Genomic DNA, 25,977 nt, shown 5'->3' on the forward strand with positions numbered 1-25,977 from the left:
CGGTAGCTACCGGCCGGTAGCGTCGGCAAAAAGCCGAGGTGCAAGAATTTTCCTATGTCTGTGGTCCCGGAAAATTTTGTCCCCGGTCTCGAGGGCGTCGTCGCCTTCACCACCGAGATCGCCGAACCGGATAAAGACGGCGGCGCGCTGCGCTACCGCGGCGTCGACATCCAGGATCTGGTGGATCAGCAGGTGACATTCGGCGATGTCTGGGCTCTTCTGGTCGACGGTAGGTTCGGCCACGGTTTGCCGCCCGCCGAGCCGTTCCCGTTGCCGATCCACACCGGCGATGTGCGCGTCGACGTTCAGGCGGGCCTGGCGATGCTGGCGCCGATCTGGGGCTACCAGCCGCTGCTCGACACCGACGAAGCCGTCGCCCGCGACCAGCTGGCCCGAGCGTCGGTGATGGCGCTGTCCTATGTCGCGCAATCCGCGCGCGGAATCTACCAGCCGGCCGTGCCGCAGCGGGTGATCGATGAATGCCCAACCGTCACAGCACGTTTCATGACCCGCTGGCAGGGTGAGCCCGACCCGCGGCACGTCGAGGCCATCGATGCCTACTGGGTCTCGGCCGCCGAGCACGGCATGAACGCCTCGACGTTCACCGCGCGGGTGATCGCGTCCACCGGCGCCGACGTCGCCGCGGCGTTGTCGGGGGCGATCGGGGCGATGAGCGGTCCGCTGCACGGCGGCGCGCCGGCGCGGGTGCTGCCGATGATCGAAGAGGTCGAGCGCACCGGTGACGCGCGCGGCCTGGTCAAGAAGATCCTGGACAGCGGAGACAAGCTGATGGGATTCGGGCACCGGGTCTACCGCGCGGAAGACCCGCGGGCGCGAGTACTGCGGGCCACTGCCGAGCGACTCAAAGCGCCGCGCCACGAGGTCGCCGTCGCGCTGGAGCAGGCCGCCCTGGCCGAGCTGCGCGAGCGGCGTCCGGACCGGGCGATCGAGACCAACGTAGAGTTCTGGGCCGCGGTCATCCTGGACTTCGCCGAGGTGCCCGCCAACATGATGCCGGCGATGTTCACCTGCGGGCGCACCGCGGGCTGGTGTGCGCACATTCTCGAGCAGAAGCGGCTCGGCAAGCTGGTGCGCCCCTCGGCCATCTACGTGGGCCCGGGCCCACGCAGCCCGGAATCCGTCGAGGGTTGGGACCGGGTTCTCAGCCACGCTTGACCCACTTGTCGGTGCCCGGCGTTTGAATGGTCTCGCCGCGATGAATTTGTGTCGCGGACGCAGTCAATAACCGTGAGCCGGTCCCCAGCCGGGGCCGGCGCGCGACACGACAGCAAGGAGATCGCAATGCCCATCACCATCGAACCCGCAGTAATCCCCCACCTGGTCGTTAGCGATTCTGCCGCCGCGATTGACTTCTACGTCAAGGCTTTTGGCGCTGAAGAGCTGGGACGCGTGCCGCGTCCCGACGGCAAGATCGTCAACGCCGCGGTGCGCATCAACGGCTTCACCGTGATGCTCAACGACGACTTCCCGGAGACCTGCGGCGGCAAGTCGATGACACCGAAGTCGCTGGGCGGAACGCCGGTGACGATCCACCTGACCGTCACCGATGTCGACGCCAAGTTCCAGCGGGCGGTCGACGCGGGCGCGACGGTGGTGGTCCCGCTCGAGGACATGTTCTGGGGCGACCGCTACGGCGTCGTCGAGGACCCGTTCGGCCACCGCTGGTCGCTGGGTCAGCCGGTGCGCGAGGTCAGTCCCGACGAGATCCAGGCGGCGATGTCGACCAGCTAGCCGAGCAGCCGCGCCAGCAGCCGGCGTTTCGGCGCCGGTGGCGCGGTCGCAGCGGCAGCCAGCATGTCGGCGACGTCGGTGAATTTATTGCGTGGGCGGCCGTCGTCGATGCCACGGGCGATCTCGGCGGCATCGATGGCGGCCCATCCCGCGGAGTCGACGACGTCGGGCTGGCGGGCGTGCACCAGCTGCTCCAGCCCGTCGGCTTTGGTCACCGGGTCGGTCAGCTCGCCTGCGTTGTAGTCGGCGACCAGCGCTTGGACGGTCTGCAACGAGCATGACTTATTGGTGCCGATGAATCCGGTCGGGCCTCGCTTGATCCACCCGGCTACGTAAGCCCCGGTCACCGGCTGGCCGGACTCGGGATCAACCACACGACCGCCGTCGTTCGGAATAACCGACGTCGACTCGTCGAACGGTAGACCACGAATCGGCTTGCCGCGGTAGCCAATCGACGTCAGCACCAGACCCGCATCGATGCGCTGCGTGTCTTCGGTGCCGGTGATCGAGAACTCCACCCCGGCGGCGCGGCGCTCACCCAGGACGCGCGAGGGCGTGAGCTGATAACTCAGCCGGATGCGCGGGCGGGGCCCGGGCACTGACGCGTCGCCGAGCGCGCTCAAGATCTCGAGCTTGTTTCGGGTCAACCGGTCCGAGGCGGTTGCGAGGTCGCGCGCCACCAGCTCGTGGTCGTCGGCATCGAGCACCACGTCGGATGTGCCGGTGAGCCCGATCAATTCGGGCAGGGTGAACGCCGAGTGGGCGGGCCCGCGCCGGGCGGCGATGACGACCTCGCGGACTGCCGAGTGGCGAAGCACTTCGAGTGCACGGTCGCAGATGTCGGTCCGGGCCAACTCGTCCGGGTCGGTGGTAAGCACACGGGCGACATCGAGCGCGACGTTGCCGTTGCCGACAATCACCACGCGTTCATGAGTCAAATCCACTGGCAGATTGACGAAGTCGGGATGACCGTTGATCCACGCGACGAGCTCGGTGGCGGTTGCGGTGCCGGGCAGGCCCATGCCGTCGATGTCGAGCCGTCGATCGTCAGGCGCACCGACCGCGTAGAGCACGGCGTGGTGGTGCGCCAGCAACTCGGCGTGACTCAGGTGCTTGCCGACCTCAACGTTGAGATAAAACCGGAAGTGCCGATGCCTGCAGACCCGGTCGAAGAGCTGGGTGACCTTCTTGGTGTTCTGGTGATCGGGGGCTACCCCGGCGCGCACCAAACCGTAAGGTGTGGGCAGCTTTTCGAAGACGTTGACCCGCACGCCGTGCTGGGTGAGCAGCTCGTCGGCGGCGTACATCGCTGCGGGGCCGGACCCGACGATTGCCACGGTCAACGGCCGACGACGCGCGTGCACCTGCGCGGCCGGCAGCACTGGCGCCAGCTTCGATGTCGGCGGCAGTTTCACGTCGGCCGGCCGCTCCGGGTAGAACGACGCGTTGATCTCGACGAACGGGAGCTGCTTGCCGTCCAGCCGGCTGTCGGGCGCGATCGCGCCCACCGGGCAGGCGCTCACGCATGCCCCGCAATCCACACAGGCGACCGGATCGATGTAGAGCATCTCGGTGGTCGCGAAGTCCGGCTCGTCCGGCGACGGGTGAATGCAATTCACCGGACAAGCGAAGACGCAGGACCCGTCGTTGCAGCACGACTGGGTAATAACGTGCGGCATAAGGGAGCTCGCAGCGCTTATGCGGCCGGCACAGCGGCCAGGTGCTGGCGCTGCGGCTCGCTGCGGTAGCGCGACGGCTTGCCATTGATCTTGCAGATCCGCCACATCAGCCGCGCGGACCAATTCTGCATCAGGCCGGTGTCGTAGGCCAGCATGCGCACATCGCCGAACATGTCGGACAGCCACTTGCGCGATTCCGGCGAGCGGAAGAACAGTTCCTTTTTGACCTCGCGCGGAATATCGAACTCGCGCCAGAAAGCCTTGGGCGGCACCACAATTGCCCGGCACAATATCTTCATGGTCAGCGGAAGGTACAGCGCCGTCCAGAACCGCTGCCTCTTGGTCAACTCCGGCAACCGCTTGCGCAGGAATTCGTGCGCGAATGAAATGTGCCGCGCTTCCTCGGCCACGTGAATCGCCATCACCCGTTCCATGATCGGATGCAGCGACTTGCCTTCGCGCAGAACATTTTTCTGCGTGTGATCGATGGGCTCCTCACCGGCCAGCACACCGATGAAGAACGCCACCGGCAGCGGCCCCGCCACCAGCGGAACCAACGGCGAGAGCCATTTCAGCATTCGCGGCATGCCCGGGACGTCGGCACCGATGCGGTTGACCATCTCCTGGAACATCATCGTGTGGTTGCACTCTTCAACCGATTCGTGCAAGCAGTACCGGTATTCGGGAGACCCGTTCGGCACCCAGAACGTGTAGTTCATCAGGCCACGGATCAGGATCGACTCGAAATGCAGACCCACCTTGGCCACATTCGCCTGGCGCCACATGCCGATCTTGATCTGGCGCTCTTGCGACTGGGCCTGATACCAGGGGTGGCGACCCAACGGGTCGGTCGCCGGCAGGATCCACCGCGGGTCGTTCTCGGTGACAGCGAATTCGGGTGACTCCCAATCGATGTCGGTGTACGGGTTGAAGTTCCGCCGCACCGACCCCTCAGACAGTGTGGCAAGCATCTTGACGTACTCGGCGTCGTCGCGCACTTCCATCTTCTTGCGCCAACGCCGGACCGTTCGCGTTCTAGCCATACCCAAGCCTCCCCAACGAGGTTTACAATCGGCCGTGCTGTGTCCAAACAGTACCGCAGGTACCGGAAACTTTTCTAGAGCCCTGACGGCCACTGTTGCCTGACCGGTGGTCACCGACTCCATGTGGTATGGCTCACACTTACCGGCCTCATCCTCGATACGTAGCCGTCGGCGGAACTGAACAAACAGCCCGCCCCAGCACCGTCACGGGTCGGCTCACTACCCTGATGAGCATGGCTGACCAGCTCCAGATCCCCGCTGACCTCAAACCCCGCGACGGCCGCTTCGGCTGCGGCCCCTCCAAGGTCCGACCCGAACAATTACAGGCGCTGACCACGACCGCCGCCGCGCTGTTCGGCACTTCGCACCGGCAGGCGCCGGTCAAGAATTTGGTGGGCCGGGTGCGCAAAGGGGTGTCGGAGCTGTTTTCCGTACCCGACGGGTACGAGGTCATCTTGGGCAACGGTGGCGCGACCGCGTTCTGGGATTCGGCCGCGTTCGGGCTGATCGACAAGCGCTCGCTGCACCTGACCTACGGCGAGTTCAGCTCGAAGTTCGCGTCCTGTGTCGCCAAGAACCCGTTCGTCGGGGATCCGATCGTCATCAAGGCCGACGCCGGCAGTGCACCCGAGCCGCAAACCGACCCGTCGGTTGACCTGATCGCGTGGGCGCACAACGAGACGTCGACCGGCGTCGCGGTCCCGATCAAGCGTCCGGCCGGATCGGGCGACGCACTCGTCGCGATCGATGCGACGTCCGGGGCCGGCGGCCTGCCGGTCGACATCACCGACACCGATGCTTATTACTTCTCCCCGCAGAAGAACTTCGCCAGCGACGGCGGACTGTGGCTGGCGATCATGAGCCCCGCCGCGCTGGCCCGGGTCGAGGCCATCGCCGGGACCGGTCGCTGGGTCCCCGACTTCCTGTCGCTGCCGATCGCGATCGAGAACAGCCTGAAGGATCAGACGTACAACACCCCGGCGATCGGCACGCTCGCGCTGATGGCCGAACAGCTCGACTGGATGCTGGGCAACGGCGGACTGGACTGGGCGGTCAAGCGCACCGCGGACTCGTCGCAGCGGCTGTACTCGTGGGCCCAGGAGCGGCCGTACACCACGCCTTTCGTCAGCGACCCGGCGCTGCGCTCTCAGGTGGTGGGGACGATCGACTTCGTCGACGACGTCGACGCCGCGGCGGTGGCCAAGATTTTGCGTGCGAACGGAATCGTCGACACCGAGCCGTACCGCAAGCTCGGCCGCAACCAGTTGAGGATCGCGATGTTCCCCGCGGTCGACCCCGATGACGTCAGCGCGCTGACGCAGTGCGTCGACTGGGTCGTCGAGCGGCTTTAGCAATCCGGCGATTCGGCCATCGGCGCGCAAACCGCCCAGCGTGTCAGCACAGGTTGTGGGCGTTAGCTGGACTAAAGTGCGGCACAGTGACGGGTCGTCGCTGACCTGCACAAAGCCTGCGAGGAGAAGCCATGCGGGAACTCAAATTGGTCGGGCTGGACGCCGACAGCAAATACGTCATCTGCGAGGGCGATGGCCCCGAAGAGCGATTCAAGCTGGCGGCCGACGATCGACTGCGTGACCTGCTGCGTGGCGAAACGGCGCCGCCGGAGCAACCGCACCTCGACATGGAAGTCACCAACATGCTGAGCCCCAAGGAGATTCAGGCCAAGATCCGCGCGGGCGCCTCCGTCGAGCAGGTAGCCGCGGCATCGGGCTCTGACCTCTCCCGGGTTCGCCGGTTCGCCCACCCGGTGTTGCTGGAGCGCTACCGCGCCGCCGAGCTGGCAACTGCCGCGCATCCGATGCTGGCCGACGGCCCCGCGGTGATGACCCTGCTGGAGACCGTCAGCGCCGCGATGGTCACCCGCGGCTTGGACCCCAGCGGACTCAGTTGGGACGCGTGGCGCAACGAGGACAATCGCTGGACCGTGCAGCTGGCCTGGAAGGTCGGTCGCTCCGACAACCTTGCGCATTTCTTCTTCGTTCCGGGCGCCCACGGCGGCACCGTCACCGCGGTCGACGACGCGGCCAGCGAGCTGATCGACCCGGACTTCGAGCGTCCGCTGCGCCCGCTGGCCCGGGTGGCCCATGTCGAATTCGAAGAGCCGGAGCCCGTCGCACCCGCCCCGACCCCGGATCCGCCGGTGCACAGCCGCCGCGGCAAGCCGGTCATTCCGGCGTGGGAAGACGTACTGCTCGGCGTGCGCTCGGGCGGCCAGCGCTAGCTACGACAGCGTGAGCGCGAGCAGCGCCAGCCACGCGATCGTCACGCCCACTCCCGCGCCCAGCACGAACCAGCGCAGCACCGGCGTGCGCCGCCACCCCCACAGCGTCGGCGCCAGGCCTCCGGCAGCCACCACGTTGAGCCCGACGGCCAGCAGGGGATGCACCCGGACCAGCCCGAGACTGAGCACCACGATCGCGGCGCCGGTCACCGCGGCGACGAAACCCGCGACCGTCAAACCCGTTGCCCAGGGCACAGACTGGGCCGGCTGGCCGAGTTTGTCGCTCACCCGCCGAGCCTAACGCGCTCGTAGAACGCCAACGCCGCGGCGGTCGCGACGTTGAGCGAGTCGGTACCGCGCGACATCGGGATGCGTACCCGCACGTCGCTGATCCGCAGCGTGGCCGGGGTCAAGCCCGGACCTTCGGCGCCGACCAGCACCGCGATCCGGTCATCGCGTGCGGCCGCCATCGCCTCGGCCAGCGAGCACGCCCCGACGTCCGGGGTCATCGCCAGCAGCCGGAATCCCTTTTCCTTGAGCATCCCGAGATCGGCGGGCCAATTCGCCGAGCGGGCATACGGCACCAGCAGCGCATGCCCCATCGACACCCGCACGGCGCGGCGGTAGAGCGGATCGGCGCAGCCGCTGCCGAACACCACCGCGTCCACGCCCAGCCCCGCGGCGTTGCGGAAGATGGAGCCCAGGTTCTCGTGATCGTTCACACCTTCGAGCACGGCGATCGTCCGCGCGCCCTCGACGAGTTGCGCGACGCTCGGCTCGGGCACCCGTCGCGCGGCGGCCAGCACACCGCGGTTGAGGTGGAAGCCGACCACCTGCGCCATGACCTCCGCGGACGTGCGGTAATACGGCGCCCCTACCGCGGGCAGGTCGCCTTTGAGTTCGTCGAGCCGGCGCTCGGTGCCCAGCAGCGCGTGCGGGGTGAACCGCGACGCCAGCATGCGCTGCACGACCAGCACCCCCTCGGCGATCACCAGACCTTTGCCGGTAGGCAGGTCGGGGCGGCGGTCGATGCTGTTGAGGTCGCGGAAATCGTCGAGCCGCGGGTCGTCGGGATCGTCGACGTCCTGGACATCCAGGCGCGGGCTCACGGGCTTTCGTCGACGAGCGCCAACATCAAGTCGGCCGCCTCGCGAAGGGTGGCGCGTTTGCCGCTGTCCATCGTCGCCAGCTGCTCGGCCAGCCACTCCTGGCGGGCGCGTCGGGCGGCCTTGACCAATTCGGCGCCGGACTCGGAGACCGAGACCAAAACCTGCCGGCCGTCGACGGGGTGCGGGGTGCGGTCCACGAAGCCCTCGTCGGCGAGCGACGCGATCACCCGGGTCATCGACGGGGGCCGGACGCGTTCGCGAATCGCCAAGGCGCCTGGCGTCATCGCGCCCTCGTTGGCCAGGGTCGTCAATGCCGACAGCTGAGAAAGCGACACCGGAGACGATGGATTCCGGAACCGCAGTTGGCGCGCCAACCGCATAACCGCCAACGACAGGTCGGCCGCCAGCCGCGCATCGCTGTCAGGCATGGCGCGAGGTTACATCGGAACCCGAGAGTTCGGGCTGAGAAACGTCGAACGGTCGCCTATCGCGGATTCGCTGGGGCAGACAGTGATGCCCACGCCGCAGTGGCCCCGGCTGCGGGTTAGATTGATCGCGATGAGCGCCGAACCTGGCCGGAGTCCCGAGCCGCCACCGCTGCCATCCGGGCTGCTGCGAGCGTGGCCGTTCATCACGATCGGCGCCTTGGGCTGGCTGATCGCCGTGGCCGCCGCGTTTCTTGTTCCCTCGCTCGAGAGTTGGCGTCCGGTGGCGCTGGCCGGGCTGGGAACCGGCGCGGTGGGTACGACCATCTTCTTGCTGCAGCTCGCCGGGGCCCGTCGTGGCGAGCGAGGCGCTCAGACAGGCATGGAAACCTTTCTCGATCCTAAATAGCTTCAGCCGGGAGGAAGCGATGGTAGCCCCGCTACTGCAGGCGCAGATCGACATCGACGCGCCGGCCTCGAAAGTCTGGGCCCTGATCTCCGACTTCCGCCGCATGCCGCAGTGGAGTCCGCAGTGTCGCTGGATGAAAGCGTTCGGACCGCTGCGTCCGGGCACCCGCACGTTGAACCTCAACCGGCGCCTGGGCCTGCTCTGGCCCACCACGGCCACGGTCGTCGAGGTCATTCCGGAGCAGAAGCTGGCATTCCGGGTCGACACAAACCGGACGATCTGGAGTTATGAGCTCGAGCCCAACGGCGACGGCACCCGGGTCGTCGAGAGTCGGCACGCCGAAAACGGCCTCAGTGCGTATGCGAGCCTGTCGATAAACGCGTTTCTGGGTGGGACAGCGAACTTCGAACGCGAATTGGTCGAGGGGATGAACGCCTCGCTGGCGAGAATCAAGGCCGCGGCCGAGAAGAGCTAGTCGGGCGAATCCGACGATTCGGGCGTTTCGGCCACGGCTTCGGGCGTTTCGGCCACGGCTTCGGGCGTTTCGGCCACGGCCTCCGGCGTTTCGGCCACGGCTTCGGGCGTTTCGGCCACGGCCTCCGGCGTTTCGGTCACGGCTTCGGGCGCCGCAGTGGGCTCCACCGGCGACTCCGCCGACACCTCGGGCGATTCGTCGGACGGCTCGGGCACCACCGCCCGCACCTCGGGCGATTCGTCGGACGGCTCGGGCACCACTGCCGGCGCCTCGGGCGGATCAGTGGCAGGCTCCATGACGTCCAGGACACCGTCGTCGTAGGGCTCGTACGCCGGCGAACCGCTACCCGCCGGCGCCGGTGTGTCCGAATGTGCGCCGCAGCCGTACAGCTTGTCGACGATGTGCCCGTCCGCGGACAGCTCGTTGCCGCAGACGCCGAACATCGCGCCCAGCGACCCTGCCAGCGGCAGGAAGAAGCCACAGTCGCGGCACACCCGTTTGGTGGACCGCGCCATCGCCGCGTCGGGGCCGTAGTCGCCGTTGTGCCAGCGCTCGGCCGCGTCGGCCCGGCCCCACAGACTCATCACCCAACGCCGGCCCAGCCCGACTTCGGCGGCGGTCTCGTCGACCTGCGGGTCACCGCTGGACATGAAGCCGGGAACCAGCCGCTCGTCGTTGGCCGCCGGCGGCAGCAGATCGCCGGGGCTCAGATCCCCCTGGCGCACCCGTTGGTCCCAGGGCACCCAACTGGGCGCCAACAGCGACGTCGGCCCGGGGACCAGCACGACCTCGCTGATCGTGGCCTGGTCGGCGCCGGGGTAGGCAGCGACGACGGCGGCCCACTGCCAACCGGTGTAACCGGGCAGGTGAGCCAAGAACCGGTGCGTGGCGGCGTTCGGGTCTTCGAAGCTGACGCCCAGATAATCCCCGACCGCGTCGGGTCCGCTGAACTCCTCGACGGCCGCCCTGGCCTGGTCGACCGCACGCGTGAGCACCGCCGTCAACTCTGCCGGCCAGTCGGCCACGGTTGCCACGGCGGATTCCTCGATGGGTCCGGTCACGCTGTCTTCTCCATGCATCGCGTCTCCAATAGTAGGTTGGCGAGCCGCACCCGGTTGCCCCTCGGTCTAAGTTGGCGAGCCACGCCCGGTTGCCCCCCGGTATAGGACAGAATTGATTTGTGTCTGGACGGCGGCGTGACGATCCGGGCCGTGCGCCCTCCAACCCGGGCCGCCGGACCCGCACTGGATCGACGAATCAGCACCCCGGCATGGCCAACTACCCCACCGACGACGCGGACTATCGACGCACCCGTCGCCCACCCGCGCCGCCCAGTGCCAACCGCTACCTGCCGCCGCTGGGCCGGCAGAAAGAACCGAACCGCGACGCTGCGCCCCCGCGTCGCGAGTCCTCGGGTGAGCGTGAACGCATCACCGTCACCCGCGCCGCCGCCCTGCGCAGCCGCGAGATGGGCTCCCGGATGTATTGGATGGTGCAACGGGCGGCCACCGCCGATGGCGCCGATAAGTCGGGCCTTACCGCGCTGACGTGGCCGGTGGTCGCAAACTCCGCGGCGGACTCCGCGATGGCCGTCGCGCTGGCGAACACGTTGTTCTTCGCCGCGGCCAGCGGCGAGAGCAAGTCGAAAGTTGCGCTGTATCTGTTGATTACGATCGCGCCGTTCGCGGTGATCGCGCCGCTGATCGGGCCCGCGCTGGATCGCTTGCAGCACGGCCGGCGCGTCGCGCTGGCGTTGTCTTTTGGGCTGCGTACCGCGCTGGCAGTGCTGCTGATCATGAACTACGACGGCGCCAGCGGCAGTTTCCCGTCCTGGGTGCTCTATCCGTGTGCGCTGGGGATGATGGTCTTCTCGAAGTCGTTCAGTGTGTTGCGCAGCGCGGTGACGCCCCGGGTAATGCCGCCGACCATCGACCTGGTGCGGGTCAACGCGCGGCTGACGATGTTCGGTCTGCTTGGTGGCACCATCGTCGGTGGCGCGATCGCAGGCGGCGTCGAGTACGCCGGCGCGAACCTGCTCAAGCTGCCGGGAGCATTGTTCGTCGTGGTGGCGGTGACGGTGGCGGGCGCCTTCCTGTCGATGCGAATACCCCGTTGGGTCGAGGTGACCGAGGGTGAAGTTCCAGCCACCCTGAGCTATCGCCAGGACAGCGAGCCGCTGCGCCGCAGCTGGCACAAGGAAGTCAGTGGGGCACTGCGACAGCCCTTGGGCCGCAACATCATTACCTCGCTGTGGGGTAATTGCACGATCAAGGTGATGGTCGGGTTCCTATTTCTGTATCCCGCGTTCGTCGCGAAATCGCACGAAGCCAACGGCTGGCAGCAACTCGCGATGCTGGGCATCATCGGCGCGGCGGCCGGGCTCGGAAACTTCGCCGGCAACTTCACCAGCGCACGGCTGAAATTGGGCAGGCCCGCCGTGCTGGTGGTGCGCTGCACCGTGGCGGTGTGCGCGGTCGCATTGGCCGCCGCGCTGGCCGGCAGCCTGATGGCGGCCGCGATCGCCACCCTGATCACGTCCGCCGCTGCCGCCATCGGCAAGGCGTCGCTGGACGCATCCCTGCAAGACGACCTGCCCGAAGAATCCCGGGCGTCAGGGTTCGGGCGCTCGGAGTCGACGCTGCAGCTGGCCTGGGTGCTGGGCGGCGCGGTGGGGGTGATGGTCTACACCGAGCTGTGGGTAGGCTTCACGGCCATCAGTGCGATATTGATTCTGGGTCTGGCGCAAACCATCGTCAGCTTCCGCGGCAACTCGTTGATCCCGGGCCTGGGCGGTAACCGGCCGGTGATGGTCGAGCAGGAAGGCATGCCCCGCGACAGCGGCATGACCGCGGCGGTCCCGAAGTGAAACGTGGTGCGGCCGTTGCCCTTGCGGTCGCGGTCGTGCTGCTGGCCGCAGGCGCTGGAGTCGGCACCTGGTGGCTGCTGCGCGACTCGGGCCCGCAGCGACCGGAGATCAGCGCGTACTCGCACGGGCACTCGATCCGGGTGGGGCCCTACATGTACTGCAATGTGCTCAACCTCGATGACTGCCAGCAACCACAAGCTCAGGGCCAGCTGCGGGTCACCGGCGGCTCCCCGGTCCAACTCTCGGTCCCCGAGGCGATTTCGCGCGCACCGTGGCGGCTGCTGCAGGTTTATGAGAACCCCGCGAACACGTCGACCACCATGTTCCGGCCCGGCACCCGCCTGGCCGTGACGATCCCATCGGTCGACCCACAACGCGGGCGGCTGACCGGAATTGTCGTGCAGTTACTGACCTTGGTGGTCGACCAGGCGGGCGAACTGCATGAGGCCCCGCATGCGGAATGGTCGGTACGGCTGGTTTCTTAATGCCGCGCCTACGCGCCGTGGCTGGCCGACACCCGCTCGCCGTCGACCGGCGGCCCCGGCGGCGTCCCGTCACCGAAAGGCTTGCCGCCCAATGCCTCCCGGCCGTGTGCGGTGAGCCAGCTCGCCAGTTCCGGTCCCTTGGGCACGATGCGGGTCGGATTGATGTCGGCATGCACGATGTAGTAGTGCTGTTTGATCTGCACGAAGTCGATCGTGTCGCCGAAGCCCGGCGTCTGAAACAGGTCCCGGGCGTACGCCCACAACACCGGCATCTCGCTCAGTTTGCTTCGGTTGCATTTGAAGTGCCCGTGATACACCGGGTCGAAGCGGGCCAACGTGGTGAACAGTCGCACGTCGGCTTCGGTGATGGTGTCGCCCACCAGGTATCGCTGATTGGCCAGGCGATCGCTCACCCAATCCAGCGCGGCGAACAACCGGTCGTAGGCGGCATCGTAGGCGTCCTGCGAGCCCGCGAAACCGCACCGGTACACCCCGTTGTTGATCTCGGTATAGATCCTCTTGCTGACCTCGTCGATCTCGGCGCGCAGCCGCTCGGGGTACAGCTCGGGCGCACCATCGCGGTGCAACGCGGTCCACTCGGTTGACAAGTCCAGCGTCATCTGCGCGAAGTCGTTGGTGACGACGGCCCCCGTGGGAACGTCCACGATTGCTGGGACGGTGATCCCCTTGGGGTAGTCGGGGAAGCGCTTGAAGTAGGCGTCTTGCAGCCGCGGGATCTTCAGGACCGGGTCTACGCCACCCGGGTCGAGGTCGAACGTCCAGCTGCGCTGATCGTGGGTTGGGCCGCAAAACCCAATGGAGAGAGCATCTTCGAGGCCCAGCAAGCGCCGGACGATAATCGCGCGGTTCGCCCATGGGCAGGCGCGGGCGACGACTAGCCGATACCGGCCAGGCTCGACGGGATAGCCGTCGCGTCCGTCGGCGGTGATCCGAGTGGTGATGTAGTTGGTGTCCCGGGTGAACTCCCCTGCACCGGCAACGTAGGTGGCCATGAGAGACGATTCTGCTACTCGGCAATCGAGCCGGTCGACGCAGCCACCGTCAGAAATCGTCGAGCCAGGTCGGGCACCGTCGACTCACCCGCTTCCCAGTGCGCGGTCCACGTGCCGTCGGACCGATCGACGATCCCGGCCTCGGGTGCTGCCCCTGGCCAAAAACCCGCTGTGGCAACCACTTTGCGTACAAACCACCGGCACCGACCGCAGCGGCGGCCGATGGTTGATCGAACGGGTGGATCAGCTCCAAAGGAAGATGACCGAGAAGCAACTTCTCGGCGAAGGACGGTTGATCTTAACCACTTTCGGGGAACGCTCTTGCTTGCGGGTCGGCGACGTGCGCCTGCTGTCCCGGCGCAGGCTCCTCGCGACCCGACTGTCGCGAGCACGCAGTACCCACAGCGGACCGCGGTACTCGCTGCGCCGAAGGGACGGTCAGGCGTCTAACTCCCGGGCCACGGCCTTGACCACCTCGGAGACGCGCCGTGCCACCTTGCGGTCGGGGTAGCGCCCCTTGCGCAGCTCGGGCTGCACGGTGCCCTCCAGCAGGGTGATCATGTCCTCGACCATGCCGTGCAGCTCGTCGGGACTGTGCTTGTGGTCGACGGCGGGTGCCTCGCGCCGCGTCTTGGCAAGGGTGGGCGGTGGGTCGATCAGCTTGAGGCTCAACGCCTGCGGTCCGCGCCGGCCGGAAGCCAACCCGAATTCCACCTTCTGCCCCGTCTTCAGCCCCTCAACGCCCTCGGGCAACGCCGACGAACGGACATAGACGTCCTCGCCGTCTTCCTGCGATAGGAAGCCGAACCCCTTTTCGGCGTCGTACCACTTAACCTTGCCGGTCGGCACTGGTCTCACCTGCTTGTCTGAAGGAAACGTCTAGGAATGGACAACATAAGAAGCGTCCCGCCTGTGCAGGACGCGATGCGGATTCAGATCCTACTCGGGTGGTTGCCGGACCAGCACCCCCGTTTCCTACTCACTCGCTAGGCTGGCGGTACTGCTGGAGGAGATATGCGCCTAATTCTGAACATCATCTGGCTTATATTCGGCGGCCTCTGGATGGCCGTCGGATACCTTGCTGCGGCGCTCATCAGCTTCTTGCTCATCATTACGATTCCGTTCGGTTTTGCCGCGCTGCGCATCGCCTCGTACACGTTGTGGCCGTTCGGCCGGACCATCGTCGACAAACCGACCGCCGGGGCCGGCGCCCTGATCGGAAACATCGTCTGGGTGCTGCTGTTCGGCATCTGGCTGGCGATCGGCCATTTGGTGAGCGCGGCGGCCATGGCGGTGACGATCGTCGGCATACCGCTGGCGCTGGCCAACCTGAAACTCATCCCGGTGTCGCTGATGCCGCTGGGCAAGGAGATCGTTCCGGTCGGGTCGACGGCGCCGTTCGCGCGGGTGCCCGCATGACGCTGACCGCACTGGGTGTACCGACGGTGCCGAGTCTGACCGGCGGCGCGCCCGCTGCCGGAATGCCAACGGACGGTCCGCTGCTCGACACCTACGGCAGGGCCGCCACCGATCTGCGTATATCGCTGACCGATCGCTGCAACCTGCGGTGCAGTTACTGCATGCCGGCCGAAGGCCTGGACTGGCTGCCCGGCGAGCAGCTGCTGCGGCCCGAGGAGCTGGCCAGGCTGATGCACATCGCGGTCACCCGGCTCGGCATCACCAGCGTGCGATTCACCGGCGGTGAGCCGCTGTTGTCCCGCCACCTCGAGGGCGTGGTCGCGGCGGCGGCGGCACTGCGGCCCCGTCCGGAGATCTCGCTGACCACCAACGCCGTCGGGCTCGCGCGACGCGCGGCCAAGCTGGCCGCGGCCGGCCTGGACCGCGTCAACGTCTCGCTGGACAGCGTGAACCGGAATCGCTTCGCGGCCATCACCCGTCGAGACCGGCTGGCCGACGTGGTGGCCGGCCTGGCCGCCGCCCAGGCAGCAGGGCTGGCGCCGGTCAAGGTGAACGCGGTGCTGGATCCCGCCACCGGTCGGGAGGATGTCGTGGAGCTACTGGGGTTCTGCCTCGAACACGGCTACCAGTTGCGGATCATCGAGCAGATGCCGCTGGACGCCGGGCACCAGTGGCGCCGGGATGCCGCGTTGACCGCCGACGACGTGCTGGCGGCGCTGCGGCCGCACTTCCGGCTGCGCCCGGACCCCGCGCCGCGCGGTTCCGCGCCTGCCGAGCTGTGGCTGGTGGACACCGGCCCGAATACGCCCGCCGGAAAGTTCGGTGTCATCGCCTCGGTGTCGCACGCCTTCTGCGGGACGTGTGACCGCACCCGGCTGACGGCCGACGGCCAGATCCGCAGCTGTCTGTTCTCCGCCGACGAGACCGACCTGCGCGGCCTGTTGCGCGGCGGTGCGTCCGACGACGCGATCGAGTTGGCCTGGCGCACCGCGATGTGGGCCAAGCCGGCCGGCCACGGGATCAACAACCCGAATTTCATCCAGCCCGACCGCCCGATGAGCGCGATCGGTGGCTGAGCTTCCTGTCGACACCGACGGCATCGAGGTGACGATCCGCTACTTCGCCGCCGCGCGGGCCGCCGCCGGCGCCGAATCGGAAACGGTGGTGCTGCGCCCGGGCGCCACAATGGCCGAGTTGGTTGAAACGCTCGCCGCTGCGGGTACCCGCCTTGCAACCGTGTTGGATCGCTGCTCGTACCTCTGCGATGGCGTCGCGGTCCGCGACGAAACCAAACCGTTGCGCTCGGGTAACACGATTGACGTGTTACCGCCCTTCGCCGGCGGTTAATTTTGTGAGATAGCTCACGTAACGGAATGATAACGGCCCGGACACGGGCCGATATCGGGTTGTGGTGAGCTGGGCAAATCCCAGGTGCTCCTGCGTCTTTCGAAGATGTCCGTGCGGGAAACGCCGAGTTTCGCAGAAAGTGACGGGGCCGACAGAACCGGTTACCGTCTCCCAAGGCTCGCCAAGATCAACCGAGTGGCGGTCCTCCCTCACCCGTAGCGCCGAGCTCCATCCAATGGGCGGGGGACACCGAAATCTGGATGGAGACGGGGGACCCACCGGTCCGCCGGACTGGGGTCGCGTGCGACTCCTTGGGGTGAAGCCGACGTCGGCTCAGGCGAGACGACGGAAGCCGGGTGACCTCTTGAACCCGAACCCGACAGCTGACCTCGCAGGCGCGTCACGAGAGGAAATTTTCGGCGCGTATGAGTGGACGTCACCGCAAGCCCTCGACATCCAACATCAGCGTCGCCAAGATCGCCTTCACGGGGGCGGTACTTGGCGGCGGCAGCATTGCCATGGCTGGTCAAGCAGCTGCGGCAACGGATGGCGAATGGGATCAGGTAGCCCGTTGCGAATCGGGTGGCAACTGGGGAATCAACACCGGCAACGGCTACTACGGCGGCGTTCAGTTCAACGCCGGCACGTGGGCCTCGCACGGCGGGGGCGAATACGCCCCGTCGGCCCAGCTGGCCACCAAGGAGCAGCAGATCGCCGTCGCTGAGCGCGTTCTCGCGACGCAGGGCCGCGGCGCGTGGCCCGTGTGCGGTACCGGGCTGTCGGCCCCGACACCGCGCGAGGTCCTTCCGGCTCCGGCGGGCTTGGACCTGCCCGGGCTGAACGGCCCGCTGGCCCCGCCGCCGGCCGACGCGCCGCCGCCGGACGCTCCCCCGCCGCCGCCCGCGCCGGTGCAGCTGGCGTCCTTCGACCAACCGGCACCGCCCCCCGCGGATCTGCCGCCCGCCCCACCCGCGGATCTGCCGGCGCCTCCGGCTGACGCGCTGCCACCGGCGCCGCCCGCCGACGCTCCGCCGCCCGCCGACGCTCCGCCGCCCGCCGACGCCCCGCCGCCCGCGGATGCGCTGCCACCGGCGCCGCCCGCCGACGCTCCGCCGCCCGCCGACACTCCGCCGCCCGCGGACGCCGTGCAGCAGGCCACGAAGGTCGGCTACACGCAGAAACTCTGGGAAGCGATCCGCGGCGAGGACGTCAACGGCAACGACGCCCTGGACTCGCTGGCGCAGCCTGCCCCCGTCAACTGACGCGGGCGGGCCGGCGCTGAATTCACGGCGCTAGGCCGAACCGACCCATTCGTCGGTTCCGTCGTCGAAAAACTGGTGCTTCCAGACCGGTAGCCGGGCCTTGATGGTGTCGACCAGCCGGGCGCAGGTGGCGAACGCTTCCTGTCGATGATCGGCGGCAACCGCGGCCACCAATGCCGCCTCGCCGATGTGCAGCACGCCGATCCGATGGCTGGCCGCGACCGCGCGCACGCCGTGAGAAGCTTCGCTGACCTCGGCCACCACCGCCGCCATCACCTGCGCGGCCGACGGATGCTCGGAGTACTCGAGCCGCACCACCCGGCGCCCTTCGTCGTGGTCACGGATCATGCCGACGAACCCGACGATGGCCCCGGCGGAGCGATGGCCTACCAGTTCTTCATGCTCGGCCAGAGAGATCGGCCGGTCGGTCATCGCCGCACGCAGGACGACCGTCATCGCTCGTGGTCTTTGCCCGCGATCTGGTCGAGGGCGTGGTCGAGCACGTCGGCAAGCACTCCCAGGCCGTCACGTACGCCGCCCGGCGAGCCGGGCAGGTTGACGATCAGCGTCCGATCGGCCACGCCGCATACGCCACGCGACAGCACCGAAGTCGGCACGTTGGGCAACCCGGATTGGCGGATCGCCTCGGCCAGGCCGGGAATCATGTAGTCGACCACCGCGACGGTCTGGTCCGGGGTGCTGTCGGTCGGCGAGATCCCGGTGCCACCGGTGGTGAGGATGACGTCGACGTCGTCATCGAGTGCATTGCGCAGCGCCTCTCCGACCGGGTTCCCGTCGGCGACCACTTCCGGATCTGGGGCCGAAAACCCGTGCTGCTCAAGCCATTCAGCGATGATCGGTCCGCATTTGTCGGTATACACACCGTCGGAGGCCCGAGTCGACGCGACAATGATGCGTGCGGACCGCGCGCCCATCAGCGCACCCAACTTCCGGTCTTGCCACCCTCCTTGCGGAGCACGCGCACATCGTCGATACGGGCCGCCGGGTCAACCGCCTTGATCATGTCGTAAAGCGTAAGCGCGGCCACGCTGACAGAGGTCAGCGCCTCCATCTCTACGCCGGTGCGGTCGGTGCTGCGCACCGTTGCGACGATCTCGATGTCCGACTCTCCCACGGTGAAATCGACGTCCACTCCGGTGAGCGCGAGTTGGTGGCACAGCGGGATCAGGTCGCTGGTGCGCTTGGCTGCCAGAATGCCTGCCATCCGGGCGGTCGCCAGCGCATCGCCCTTGGGCAGGCCGCCGCTGGAGATCAGCGCGACGACGTGCGCGGTGGTGCGTAAAGCGCCCGCGGCAACGGCGGTGCGCTTGGTGACTCCCTTTTCGCTGACATCGACCATGTGTGCCGCGCCGCGCTCATCGAGGTGCGACAGTGCGTCCGAGCGGGATCGCTGCGCCTGCCAGGCCTGTTCAGGTCTGGAAGCCCCGGATGCCCCAGCCATCGGTGGCAGTACCTACCGGTTGATGACCGTAACCGGGTGGACGTAGGGCAGGTGGTCGGATTCCACCGGGAACACCAGGTCACCGAACGGCGACAGTGCACCCGTGCGATCGGTCACCAGCTCGCTTACCGCATGGTCGTCGGGGTCCGTCGTCGGCCAGCCGTTGTCGACGTACCTGGTTTTGCCCGCCTTGCCCTCAGCAATGTCAGCCACGCCGTACATTCTGACAGGTCCTGCCCGCGCGCGTGGCGCTAGTCGGCCTTGGAGAGTTCTTCCCCACAGCCGGCAGCAGGCCCTGGTGCATAGTCGTCGTCGCCGGACCACCCGCAAGCTGCTTTACGCTGGTCAGCAATGACCGACAACACCCCGGATATCCCGCTGGGGTCCTGGCTGGCCGACTTGCCCGACGAGCGGCTGATCCAACTACTGGAACTACGGCCGGACCTTGCCCAGCCGCCACCCGGCAACATCGCGGCCCTGGCCGCGCGCGCCGGGGCGCGGCAGTCGGTCAAGGCTGCCACCGACGAGCTCGACTTCCTTCGGCTGGCGGTACTCGACGCCCTGCTGGTGCTGCATGCGGACAGCACGCCGGTGCCGACGGCCAAGCTGTTGGCGCTCATCGACGACCGTGCTCCCGAGGCCGATGTGATCGACGCGCTGGACGACCTGCGGCGGCGTGCCCTGGTGTGGGGTGACGTCGCGACGCGGATGGCCGCCGACGCCGGCATGGCGTTGCCCTGGCATCCGGGGCAGGTGACGCTCGAGGACGCCTCACGCACCGGCGAACAGATTGCGGAGCTGATCAACGGACTCAACCAGGCGCAGCAGGAGGTGCTGGACAAGCTGCTCGAAGGCTCTCCGATGGGACGCACCCGCGACGCCGCGCCCGGCGCCCCGGCGGATCGGCCGGTGCCGCAGCTGCTGGCCATGGGGCTGCTGCGCCGCGTCGACGCCGAGACGGTCATCCTGCCCCGCCACGTCGCGCAGGTGCTGCGCGGCGAGCAACCCGGACCGATGCAGCTGACCGAACCCGACCCGGTGGTGTCCACGACGACATCCGATGATGTCGACGCCTCGGCCGCCGGCGCCGTCATCGACCTGCTGCGTGAGTTCGATGTGCTGCTGGAAAGCCTTGGCACCACACCGGTTTCCGAGCTGCGCAGCGGCGGTTTGGGAATACGCGAGGTCAAGCGACTGGCCAAGGCCACCGGCATCGACGAGCCGCGGCTCGGCCTGGTGCTCGAGGTGGCGGCCGCGGCCGGGCTGATCGCCAATGGCACGCCCGATCCGGAGCCCGAGAACGCCGACGGCTTGTACTGGGCGCCGACGGTGGCCGCCGACCGCTTCGCCGCGATGTCCGCCGCCGAGCGTTGGCACCTGCTGGCCAGCGCCTGGCTCGATCTTCCGGGCCGACCGGCGCTGATCGGCGGTCGCGGCCCGGACGGCAAACCCTATGCTGCCCTGTCGGATTCGCTGTACTCGACGGCGGCTCCACTGGACCGGCGGTTGCTGCTGGGCATGCTCGCCGACCTGCCCGCCGGCGCCGGCGTCGATGCGACCTCGGCGTCGGCTTCGCTGATCTGGCGGCGCCCACGCTGGACCCGGCGGCTGCAGCCCGGGCCGCTGGCCGATCTGCTGGCCGAGAGCCACGCGCTGGGCCTGGTGGGCCGCGGGGCGATCAGCACGCCCGGCCGCGCGCTGCTGGCCGAAACCATCGACTTCTCCGCCACGGTCGACGCCATGGCGCGGGCCCTGCCCAAACCGATCGACCACTTCCTGATGCAGGCCGACCTGACCGTCGTGGTGCCCGGGCCGCTGCAACGCGACCTCGCCGAGGAACTGGCTACCGTGGCCAACGTCGAATCGGCCGGGGCGGCGATGGTGTACCGCATCAGCGAACAGTCGATCCGCCATGCGCTCGACGTCGGCAAAACCCGCGACTGGATGCACGCATTTTTCGCCGAGCACTCTAAAACACCGGTGCCGCAAGGACTTACGTATCTCATCGATGACGTGGCGCGGCGCCACGGCCAGCTTCGCATCGGCGTGGCCGCCTCGTTCGTGCGCTGCGAAGACCCGGCGTTGCTGGCCCAGGCGGTCGCGGCGGGCGAGGACCTGCAACTGCGGGCGCTGGCCCCGACCGTTGCCGTCTCCCCCGCGCCGATCGCCGAGATGCTGGCCACCCTGCGGGCCGCCGGATTCGCGCCGGCCGCCGAAGATTCCACCGGCGCCATCGTCGACGTCCGTCCGCTGCGGGCTCGGGTGCCCACGCCGCAGCAGCGCCGGCCCTACCGCCCGGCACCGCGGCCCAACACCGAGACGCTGAACGCGGTGGTCTCGGTGCTGCGCAAGGTGACCACCGCGCCGTTCGGCAGCAACCGCGTCGACCCGGCGGCCGCGATTTCGCTACTGGCGGATGCGGCGAGGAATCAGGACACGCTGGTGATCGGCTACCTCGATGCCGCGGGTGTGGCCAGCCAGCGGATGGTGTCGCCGATCGCCGTTCGAGGCGGGCAGCTGGTGGCGTTCGATTCGGCGTTGGGAAGGTTGCGCGACTTCGCGATTCACCGCATCACGTCGGTGGTGTCGGCGGACAACGGATAATGGAGCTATGACCCGCGCCGACGACGAGCGCGGAGCACCCCCAACCGCGCAGCGGCGAGGGGACGCGCAGCGCGATGAGGAGGAGCGGCGCCATTGACTGACGGACCATTGATCGTGCAGTCCGACAAGACGGTGCTGCTGGAAGTGGACCACGAGCTGGCCGACGCGGCGCGTGCCGCCATCGCGCCGTTCGCCGAGCTCGAGCGCGCACCCGAACACGTGCACACCTATCGCATCACGCCCCTGGCGCTGTGGAACGCCCGCGCCGCCGGGCATGACGCCGAGCAGGTCGTCGACGCGCTGGTCAGTTTCTCGCGCTACGCGGTGCCGCAGCCGCTGCTGGTCGACATCGTCGACACCATGGCCCGCTACGGGCGGCTGCAACTGGTCAAGAACCCGGCGCATGGGCTGACCCTGGTGAGCCTGGACCGCGCGGTGCTCGAAGAGGTGCTGCGCAACAAGAAGATTGCGCCGATGCTGGGTGCCCGCATCGACGACGACACCGTCATCGTCCACGGCAGCGAACGCGGCCGGGTCAAGCAGATGCTGCTCAAGATCGGTTGGCCCGCAGAGGACCTGGCCGGGTACGTCGACGGCGAGGCACATCCGATCAGCCTGGACCTGCAGGGCTGGGAGCTACGCGATTACCAGCGGCTGGCCACGGACTCGTTCTGGGCCGGCGGCTCCGGGGTGGTGGTGCTACCGTGCGGCGCCGGCAAGACGCTGGTCGGCGCGGCCGCGATGGCCAAGGCCAGTGCGACGACGCTCATCCTGGTCACCAACATCGTCGCGGCCCGGCAATGGAAACGCGAACTCATCGCGCGCACCTCGCTGACCGAGGACGAGATCGGCGAATACTCGGGCGAGCGCAAGGAAATCCGGCCGGTCACCATCTCGACCTACCAAATGATCACCCGCCGCAGTAAAGGCGAATACACGCATCTGGAACTCTTCGACAGTCGCGACTGGGGGCTGATCGTCTACGACGAGGTCCACCTGTTGCCCGCGCCCGTGTTCCGGATGACCGCCGACCTGCAGTCCAAACGGCGCCTCGGCCTGACGGCAACGCTGATCCGCGAGGACGGCCGCGAGGGTGACGTGTTCTCCCTGATCGGCCCGAAGCGCTACGACGCCCCGTGGAAGGACATCGAGGCGCAGGGCTGGATCGCGCCGGCGGAGTGCGTCGAAGTCCGGGTCACGATGACCGACAGCGAGCGGATGAACTATGCCACCGCCGAACCCGAAGAGCGTTACAAGCTGTGCTCGACGGTGCACACCAAAATCGCTGTGGTCAAGTCGATTCTGGCGAAACACCCCAACGAGCAGACCCTGGTGATCGGCGCCTACCTCGACCAACTCGACGAGCTCGGTGCCGAGCTGAACGCCCCGGTGATCCAGGGCTCCACCAAGACCAAGGAACGCGAGGCGCTGTTCGATGCCTTCCGCACCGGCGAAATTTCGACGCTGGTGGTGTCCAAGGTGGCCAACTTCTCCATCGACCTACCGGAAGCCTCAGTGGCGGTGCAGGTTTCGGGAACGTTCGGCTCGCGACAGGAGGAGGCTCAACGGCTGGGCCGACTGCTGCGCCCCAAGGCCGACGGCGGTGGCGCCATTTTCTACTCCGTGGTCGCCCGCGACAGCCTGGACGCCGAATACGCCGCGCACCGACAACGCTTCCTGGCCGAGCAGGGCTACGGCTACATCATCCGCGACGCGGACGACCTTCTGGGACCGGCGATTTAACAGCGATTTCAGCGCCGAGCGTGAACTGACTGCGAGATTTTCGGCGATTTCTCGCAGTGGCTGCACGCTCGGCGACACGTGAGGCGAAGTTTGGACACTCCACGGTGCGGGCGGAGAGATCGAGGTGTGCGGCACCAATCTGTATCTTTATGCAACTATTGCATAGTGCCATAGTTGAGCCAACTCGTCCGCTACCGAGGTAGGCGCATGAAGATCGCCGTTGTCGGTGCCGGCATCGCCGGCCCAACGCTTGCGTACTGGCTGTCGCGTTACGGCCACGAACCAACCCTCATCGAGAAGGCTCCGCGACTGCGCACCGGTGGCTATGCCGTCGACTTCTGGGGCGGCGGATACGCGGTTGCCGAACGCATGGGGCTTACTGCCGAATTGCATGCCGCAGGCTATGCGGTGCGCGAAATGCGACTCGTGGACGAGAATTCGCGACGGGTGGGGGGATTTTCGGCCCAGCTGTTCCGGCAAGGCCTCGACGGCAGGTTCGTCACCGTTCCCCGTGGCGATCTGGCGACCATGATCTACCGCTCTATCGACGGTCGCGCCGAAACCCTTTTCGGTGAAAGCGTCTCGGCCATCGTGCAACATGACTCAGGCGTGCGGGTCACACTCGAGCGGGGCGGATCCCGGCAATTCGACCTGCTCATCGGCGCGGGTGGCGTCCATTCACCGGTGCGGCACTTGGTATTTGGACCGGAAGCCAGATTTGCGACCGATCTCGGCTACCGAGTCGCGGCATTCGAAGTCGAGGGCTATCAGCCGCGTGACGAACTCGTCTACCTCGCCTACACCATGGCCGGGCGCATGGTCGCACGATTCGCGATGCGTGGCGAGAAGACGATGTTTCTCTTCGTCTTCACGACCGATCGCATGAGCGGCCCGGACCCACAGGATGTGCCGGAGGTGAAGACAACCCTGCACCAGGTTTTCGGCAACGCGGGCTGGGAGTGCCCGGAGATCCTGCGCAAGCTCGACGAAGCCTCCGAGGTGTACTTCGACCGGGTCAGCCAAATCATCATGGACCGCTGGTCGCACGGACGGGTCGCGCTAATCGGTGACGCCGCGGCCGCCGTCTCCCTGCTAGCGGGTGAGGGAACCGGCCTGGCGATGGTGCAGGCCTACATCCTGGCGGGCGAACTCAATCGCGCGGGGGTCGATCACCAGGATGCGTTTCGCAGCTACGAAAGGCAGCTGCGCCCGATCGTCGAGGCCAGACAGCGGTCAGCGCGGGGATTCGCCACGACCTTCGCACCCAAGACGGCGTTGGGTGTGTGGACCCGCAATCTGGCGTCCAGACTGCTCAACATTCCGGGGCTGGCCAAGTGGGTCGTTCGGAGCGAATTCCGCGACAGCATCGCACTACCGGAATATGTTGGCTAGCCGGACCGGCGATTTAGCGGCGACTTCGCGCCGAGCGTGAACTAACTGCGAGATTTTCGGCGATTTCTCGCAGTGGCTGCACGCTCGGCGAAGACGATTAGAGCGACAGGATCGTCGCTGAGGCGGTTCCGGGTGCGCCGTACACCTGCGCCAGACCGACCCGGGGGTTGCCCGGCACCTGACGGTCGCCGGCCTCGCCACGCAGCTGACGCACCAGCTCATGCACCTGCCGCAGCCCCGACGCACCGATCGGCTCGCCGTTGGCGATCAGCCCGCCATCGGTGTTCACCGGCATCGAGCCGTGAATCTCGGTGGCGCCGTCGGCCAGCAGCTTCTCCTGCTCACCGTCGACGCACAGGCCCGTCTCGGCCATGTGGATGACCTCGTTGCCGGCGTCGGTGTCCTGGAGCTGGGCGACGTCGATGTCCTCGGGCCCGATGCCCGCGGCTTCGTAGGCCGCCTTGGACGCATACACCGTCGGCGAGACGTCCTCATCCAAGGGCGCGAACGTGGCGTGCACCTCATAAGCACCGAACGTGCGGGTGCGGATTTCGCAAGCGCGCACGTACACCGGCTTGTCGGTGTACTTGTGCGCGATGTCGGCACGACACATGATGACCGCTGCCGCACCCTCGTCGGGCGCGCAGAACATGTACTGGGTCAACGGGTAGTTGAGCACGTTCGAGTTGAGGATCTCTTCGACCGAGATCTCCTTGCGCCGGAAGGCATTCGGATTCAGTGCGCCATTGCGGAAGTTCTTGTTGGCCACCCGAGCCAGGGTTTCCTGCGAGATGTTGTGGTCGTGCAGGTACTTGTTGGCCTTCATGCCGAAGAACTTGGTGGTGACGAACTGCCCGTTCTGCGCGTACCACTGCGGCAGCGCCAGCTTCGCCGGGTCGTCGGTGAACGCCCCGCGCGGGTGCTTGTCCAAACCGATGGCGATGCCGATGTCGTACTTGCCCAGCCGAATGGTGTCGGCGGTCTGCTGGATGGCGCTGGCCGCGGTGGCACACGCGTTGAAGACATTGGTGAAGGTGATGCCGGTCAGCCCGACCAGGCGGGTCACCGCGTCGGGGTTGGACACCTCGTGGCTGCCGCCGAATCCGAACTGGATGTCCTTCCACCCCACACCCGCGTCGGTCAGCGCGGCCTGGATGGCATCGGCGCCCATCTGCATCGCGGTCTTCTCGAACCGGCCGAAGGGGTGCAAGCCCACGCCGATGATGGCGACGTCGTTAGTCATCTCGGATTCT

General features: G+C 67.5%; 27 protein-coding genes, 3 pseudogenes and 1 riboswitch. Of the genes and pseudogenes, 15 read left to right on the top strand and 15 right to left on the bottom strand.

Annotation, left to right across the window (positions count from 1 at the left end):
• The first annotated feature begins 54 nt into the window (after positions 1 to 54).
• Both AAHS21_RS07065 and AAHS21_RS07070 read left to right on the top strand, forming a co-directional pair.
• Positions 55 to 1,176 carry a citrate synthase 2 gene (locus tag AAHS21_RS07065; protein ID WP_342926962.1) on the top strand — a complete coding sequence of 374 codons (1,122 nt, stop codon included), beginning with the start codon at positions 55 to 57 and terminating at the stop codon, positions 1,174 to 1,176.
• A gap of 126 nt (positions 1,177 to 1,302) precedes the next feature.
• Complete coding sequence (locus tag AAHS21_RS07070; protein ID WP_342926963.1) at positions 1,303 to 1,752, top strand: VOC family protein; 450 nt, start codon at positions 1,303 to 1,305, stop codon at positions 1,750 to 1,752.
• Here AAHS21_RS07070 and AAHS21_RS07075 read toward each other — a convergent pair.
• Positions 1,749 to 3,431 carry an FAD-dependent oxidoreductase gene (locus AAHS21_RS07075; RefSeq protein WP_342926964.1) on the bottom strand — a complete coding sequence of 561 codons (1,683 nt, stop codon included), beginning with the start codon at positions 3,429 to 3,431 and terminating at the stop codon, positions 1,749 to 1,751. The genes AAHS21_RS07070 and AAHS21_RS07075 overlap by 4 nt on opposite strands.
• Before the next feature lie 17 nt (positions 3,432 to 3,448).
• Complete coding sequence (locus AAHS21_RS07080; protein WP_342926965.1) at positions 3,449 to 4,474, bottom strand: diiron oxygenase; 1,026 nt, start codon at positions 4,472 to 4,474, stop codon at positions 3,449 to 3,451.
• A 233-nt stretch (positions 4,475 to 4,707) separates the two neighbouring features.
• Between AAHS21_RS07080 and serC the strand changes: the two genes are divergently transcribed.
• Together serC and sepH are read left to right on the top strand one after the other, a co-directional pair.
• A complete protein-coding gene (serC, locus tag AAHS21_RS07085) occupies positions 4,708 to 5,826 on the top strand; it encodes a phosphoserine transaminase (RefSeq protein WP_342926966.1) in 1,119 nt (372 codons plus the stop codon).
• A gap of 131 nt (positions 5,827 to 5,957) precedes the next feature.
• Positions 5,958 to 6,713: a septation protein SepH gene (gene sepH, locus AAHS21_RS07090; RefSeq protein ID WP_342926967.1), complete on the top strand. Its 756-nt coding sequence runs from the start codon at positions 5,958 to 5,960 to the stop codon at positions 6,711 to 6,713.
• Here the strand turns inward: sepH and AAHS21_RS07095 are convergent, their stop codons facing one another.
• From AAHS21_RS07095 to AAHS21_RS07105, 3 genes are read right to left on the bottom strand one after another with little or no spacing between them, the layout of a single operon-like run.
• Entirely contained in the window at positions 6,714 to 7,001 is a 288-nt protein-coding gene (locus AAHS21_RS07095; RefSeq protein WP_342926968.1) for a DUF2537 domain-containing protein, read from the bottom strand.
• Positions 6,998 to 7,822, bottom strand: a complete 825-nt coding sequence (locus AAHS21_RS07100; RefSeq protein ID WP_342926969.1) for an RNA methyltransferase — start codon at positions 7,820 to 7,822, stop codon at positions 6,998 to 7,000. The genes AAHS21_RS07095 and AAHS21_RS07100 overlap by 4 nt, the downstream gene beginning before the upstream one ends.
• On the bottom strand, positions 7,819 to 8,250 hold the full coding sequence (locus tag AAHS21_RS07105) for a MarR family transcriptional regulator (RefSeq protein ID WP_096289991.1): 432 nt from the start codon (positions 8,248 to 8,250) through the stop codon (positions 7,819 to 7,821). The genes AAHS21_RS07100 and AAHS21_RS07105 overlap by 4 nt, the downstream gene beginning before the upstream one ends.
• Before the next feature lie 130 nt (positions 8,251 to 8,380).
• On the opposite strand from AAHS21_RS07105, the gene AAHS21_RS07110 reads away from it, so the two are divergent.
• Positions 8,381 to 8,656, top strand: a complete 276-nt coding sequence (locus AAHS21_RS07110; protein WP_342926970.1) for a DUF2530 domain-containing protein — start codon at positions 8,381 to 8,383, stop codon at positions 8,654 to 8,656.
• A gap of 19 nt (positions 8,657 to 8,675) precedes the next feature.
• Positions 8,676 to 9,131 (top strand): SRPBCC family protein, encoded by a 456-nt coding sequence (locus AAHS21_RS07115; protein WP_342926971.1) that lies wholly within the window; start codon positions 8,676 to 8,678, stop codon positions 9,129 to 9,131.
• Between the two features lie 290 nt (positions 9,132 to 9,421).
• On the opposite strand, the pseudogene AAHS21_RS07120 reads toward AAHS21_RS07115, so the two are convergent.
• Positions 9,422 to 10,192: pseudogene (locus tag AAHS21_RS07120) on the bottom strand (DUF3027 domain-containing protein); the annotation flags it as partial.
• Positions 10,193 to 10,401: 209 nt separating this feature from the next.
• Here AAHS21_RS07120 and AAHS21_RS07125 point away from each other — a divergent pair.
• Together AAHS21_RS07125 and AAHS21_RS07130 are read left to right on the top strand one after the other, a co-directional pair.
• Positions 10,402 to 11,997 (top strand): MFS transporter, encoded by a 1,596-nt coding sequence (locus AAHS21_RS07125; RefSeq protein ID WP_342927111.1) that lies wholly within the window; start codon positions 10,402 to 10,404, stop codon positions 11,995 to 11,997.
• Positions 11,994 to 12,482 (top strand): DUF2771 domain-containing protein, encoded by a 489-nt coding sequence (locus AAHS21_RS07130; RefSeq protein WP_342926972.1) that lies wholly within the window; start codon positions 11,994 to 11,996, stop codon positions 12,480 to 12,482. The genes AAHS21_RS07125 and AAHS21_RS07130 overlap by 4 nt, the downstream gene beginning before the upstream one ends.
• A gap of 8 nt (positions 12,483 to 12,490) precedes the next feature.
• Here the strand turns inward: AAHS21_RS07130 and AAHS21_RS07135 are convergent, their stop codons facing one another.
• The 4 genes and pseudogenes from AAHS21_RS07135 to AAHS21_RS07150 all read right to left on the bottom strand — a co-directional run bounded on the left by AAHS21_RS07135 (position 12,491) and on the right by AAHS21_RS07150 (position 14,344).
• Positions 12,491 to 13,495, bottom strand: coding sequence for a glutathione S-transferase C-terminal domain-containing protein (locus tag AAHS21_RS07135; protein WP_342926973.1), 1,005 nt, complete (start codon positions 13,493 to 13,495; stop codon positions 12,491 to 12,493).
• Between the two features lie 14 nt (positions 13,496 to 13,509).
• Positions 13,510 to 13,638, bottom strand: a pseudogene (locus tag AAHS21_RS07140) (hypothetical protein); the annotation flags it as partial.
• Positions 13,635 to 13,898, bottom strand: a pseudogene (locus AAHS21_RS07145) (hypothetical protein); the annotation flags it as partial. The pseudogenes AAHS21_RS07140 and AAHS21_RS07145, both read right to left, overlap by 4 nt.
• A gap of 35 nt (positions 13,899 to 13,933) precedes the next feature.
• A complete protein-coding gene (locus AAHS21_RS07150; protein WP_085221888.1) occupies positions 13,934 to 14,344 on the bottom strand; it encodes a cold-shock protein in 411 nt (136 codons plus the stop codon).
• Positions 14,345 to 14,509: 165 nt separating this feature from the next.
• On the opposite strand from AAHS21_RS07150, the gene AAHS21_RS07155 reads away from it, so the two are divergent.
• The 4 genes from AAHS21_RS07155 (at position 14,510) to AAHS21_RS07170 (ending at position 17,523) form a co-directional block, all read left to right on the top strand.
• Positions 14,510 to 14,914: a YccF domain-containing protein gene (locus AAHS21_RS07155; protein ID WP_342926974.1), complete on the top strand. Its 405-nt coding sequence runs from the start codon at positions 14,510 to 14,512 to the stop codon at positions 14,912 to 14,914.
• Positions 14,911 to 15,990 (top strand): GTP 3',8-cyclase MoaA, encoded by a 1,080-nt coding sequence (gene moaA, locus AAHS21_RS07160; RefSeq protein WP_342926975.1) that lies wholly within the window; start codon positions 14,911 to 14,913, stop codon positions 15,988 to 15,990. The genes AAHS21_RS07155 and moaA overlap by 4 nt, the downstream gene beginning before the upstream one ends.
• Positions 15,983 to 16,261 carry a MoaD/ThiS family protein gene (locus AAHS21_RS07165; protein WP_342926976.1) on the top strand — a complete coding sequence of 93 codons (279 nt, stop codon included), beginning with the start codon at positions 15,983 to 15,985 and terminating at the stop codon, positions 16,259 to 16,261. Before moaA ends, AAHS21_RS07165 begins: the two co-directional genes overlap by 8 nt.
• A 237-nt stretch (positions 16,262 to 16,498) precedes the next feature.
• A riboswitch (cyclic di-AMP (ydaO/yuaA leader) is annotated at positions 16,499 to 16,675 on the top strand.
• Positions 16,676 to 16,686: 11 nt separating this feature from the next.
• Positions 16,687 to 17,523 carry a transglycosylase family protein gene (locus AAHS21_RS07170; RefSeq protein WP_342926977.1) on the top strand — a complete coding sequence of 279 codons (837 nt, stop codon included), beginning with the start codon at positions 16,687 to 16,689 and terminating at the stop codon, positions 17,521 to 17,523.
• A 30-nt stretch (positions 17,524 to 17,553) separates the two neighbouring features.
• Here AAHS21_RS07170 and AAHS21_RS07175 read toward each other — a convergent pair whose 3' ends face one another.
• The 4 genes from AAHS21_RS07175 to AAHS21_RS07190 are packed head-to-tail and all read right to left on the bottom strand — an operon-like array spanning position 17,554 to position 19,198.
• Positions 17,554 to 17,979, bottom strand: coding sequence for a molybdenum cofactor biosynthesis protein MoaE (locus AAHS21_RS07175; protein WP_342926978.1), 426 nt, complete (start codon positions 17,977 to 17,979; stop codon positions 17,554 to 17,556).
• Complete coding sequence (locus AAHS21_RS07180; RefSeq protein WP_342926979.1) at positions 17,976 to 18,458, bottom strand: MogA/MoaB family molybdenum cofactor biosynthesis protein; 483 nt, start codon at positions 18,456 to 18,458, stop codon at positions 17,976 to 17,978. The genes AAHS21_RS07175 and AAHS21_RS07180 overlap by 4 nt, the downstream gene beginning before the upstream one ends.
• The gene (gene moaC, locus AAHS21_RS07185; RefSeq protein WP_342926980.1) at positions 18,458 to 18,985 is read right to left on the bottom strand and encodes a cyclic pyranopterin monophosphate synthase MoaC; all 528 of its coding nucleotides are present in this window, start codon (positions 18,983 to 18,985) and stop codon (positions 18,458 to 18,460) included. The genes AAHS21_RS07180 and moaC overlap by 1 nt, the downstream gene beginning before the upstream one ends.
• A 12-nt stretch (positions 18,986 to 18,997) precedes the next feature.
• Complete coding sequence (locus AAHS21_RS07190; RefSeq protein WP_096291359.1) at positions 18,998 to 19,198, bottom strand: hypothetical protein; 201 nt, start codon at positions 19,196 to 19,198, stop codon at positions 18,998 to 19,000.
• Between the two features lie 138 nt (positions 19,199 to 19,336).
• On the opposite strand from AAHS21_RS07190, the gene AAHS21_RS07195 reads away from it, so the two are divergent.
• The 3 genes from AAHS21_RS07195 (at position 19,337) to AAHS21_RS07205 (ending at position 24,724) form a co-directional block, all read left to right on the top strand.
• Entirely contained in the window at positions 19,337 to 21,589 is a 2,253-nt protein-coding gene (locus AAHS21_RS07195) for a helicase-associated domain-containing protein (protein WP_342926981.1), read from the top strand.
• 93 nt (positions 21,590 to 21,682) lie between these two features.
• On the top strand, positions 21,683 to 23,332 hold the full coding sequence (locus AAHS21_RS07200) for a DNA repair helicase XPB (RefSeq protein ID WP_342926982.1): 1,650 nt from the start codon (positions 21,683 to 21,685) through the stop codon (positions 23,330 to 23,332).
• Positions 23,333 to 23,539: 207 nt separating this feature from the next.
• The gene (locus AAHS21_RS07205) at positions 23,540 to 24,724 is read left to right on the top strand and encodes an FAD-binding domain (RefSeq protein WP_342926983.1); all 1,185 of its coding nucleotides are present in this window, start codon (positions 23,540 to 23,542) and stop codon (positions 24,722 to 24,724) included.
• 97 nt (positions 24,725 to 24,821) lie between these two features.
• Here the strand turns inward: AAHS21_RS07205 and AAHS21_RS07210 are convergent, their stop codons facing one another.
• Entirely contained in the window at positions 24,822 to 25,967 is a 1,146-nt protein-coding gene (locus AAHS21_RS07210) for a thiolase family protein (RefSeq protein WP_342926984.1), read from the bottom strand.
• Positions 25,968 to 25,977 lie beyond the last annotated feature (10 nt).

The organism is Mycobacterium sp. 050272, from assembly GCF_039023525.1.
Classification (GTDB): Bacteria; Actinomycetota; Actinomycetes; order Mycobacteriales; family Mycobacteriaceae; genus Mycobacterium.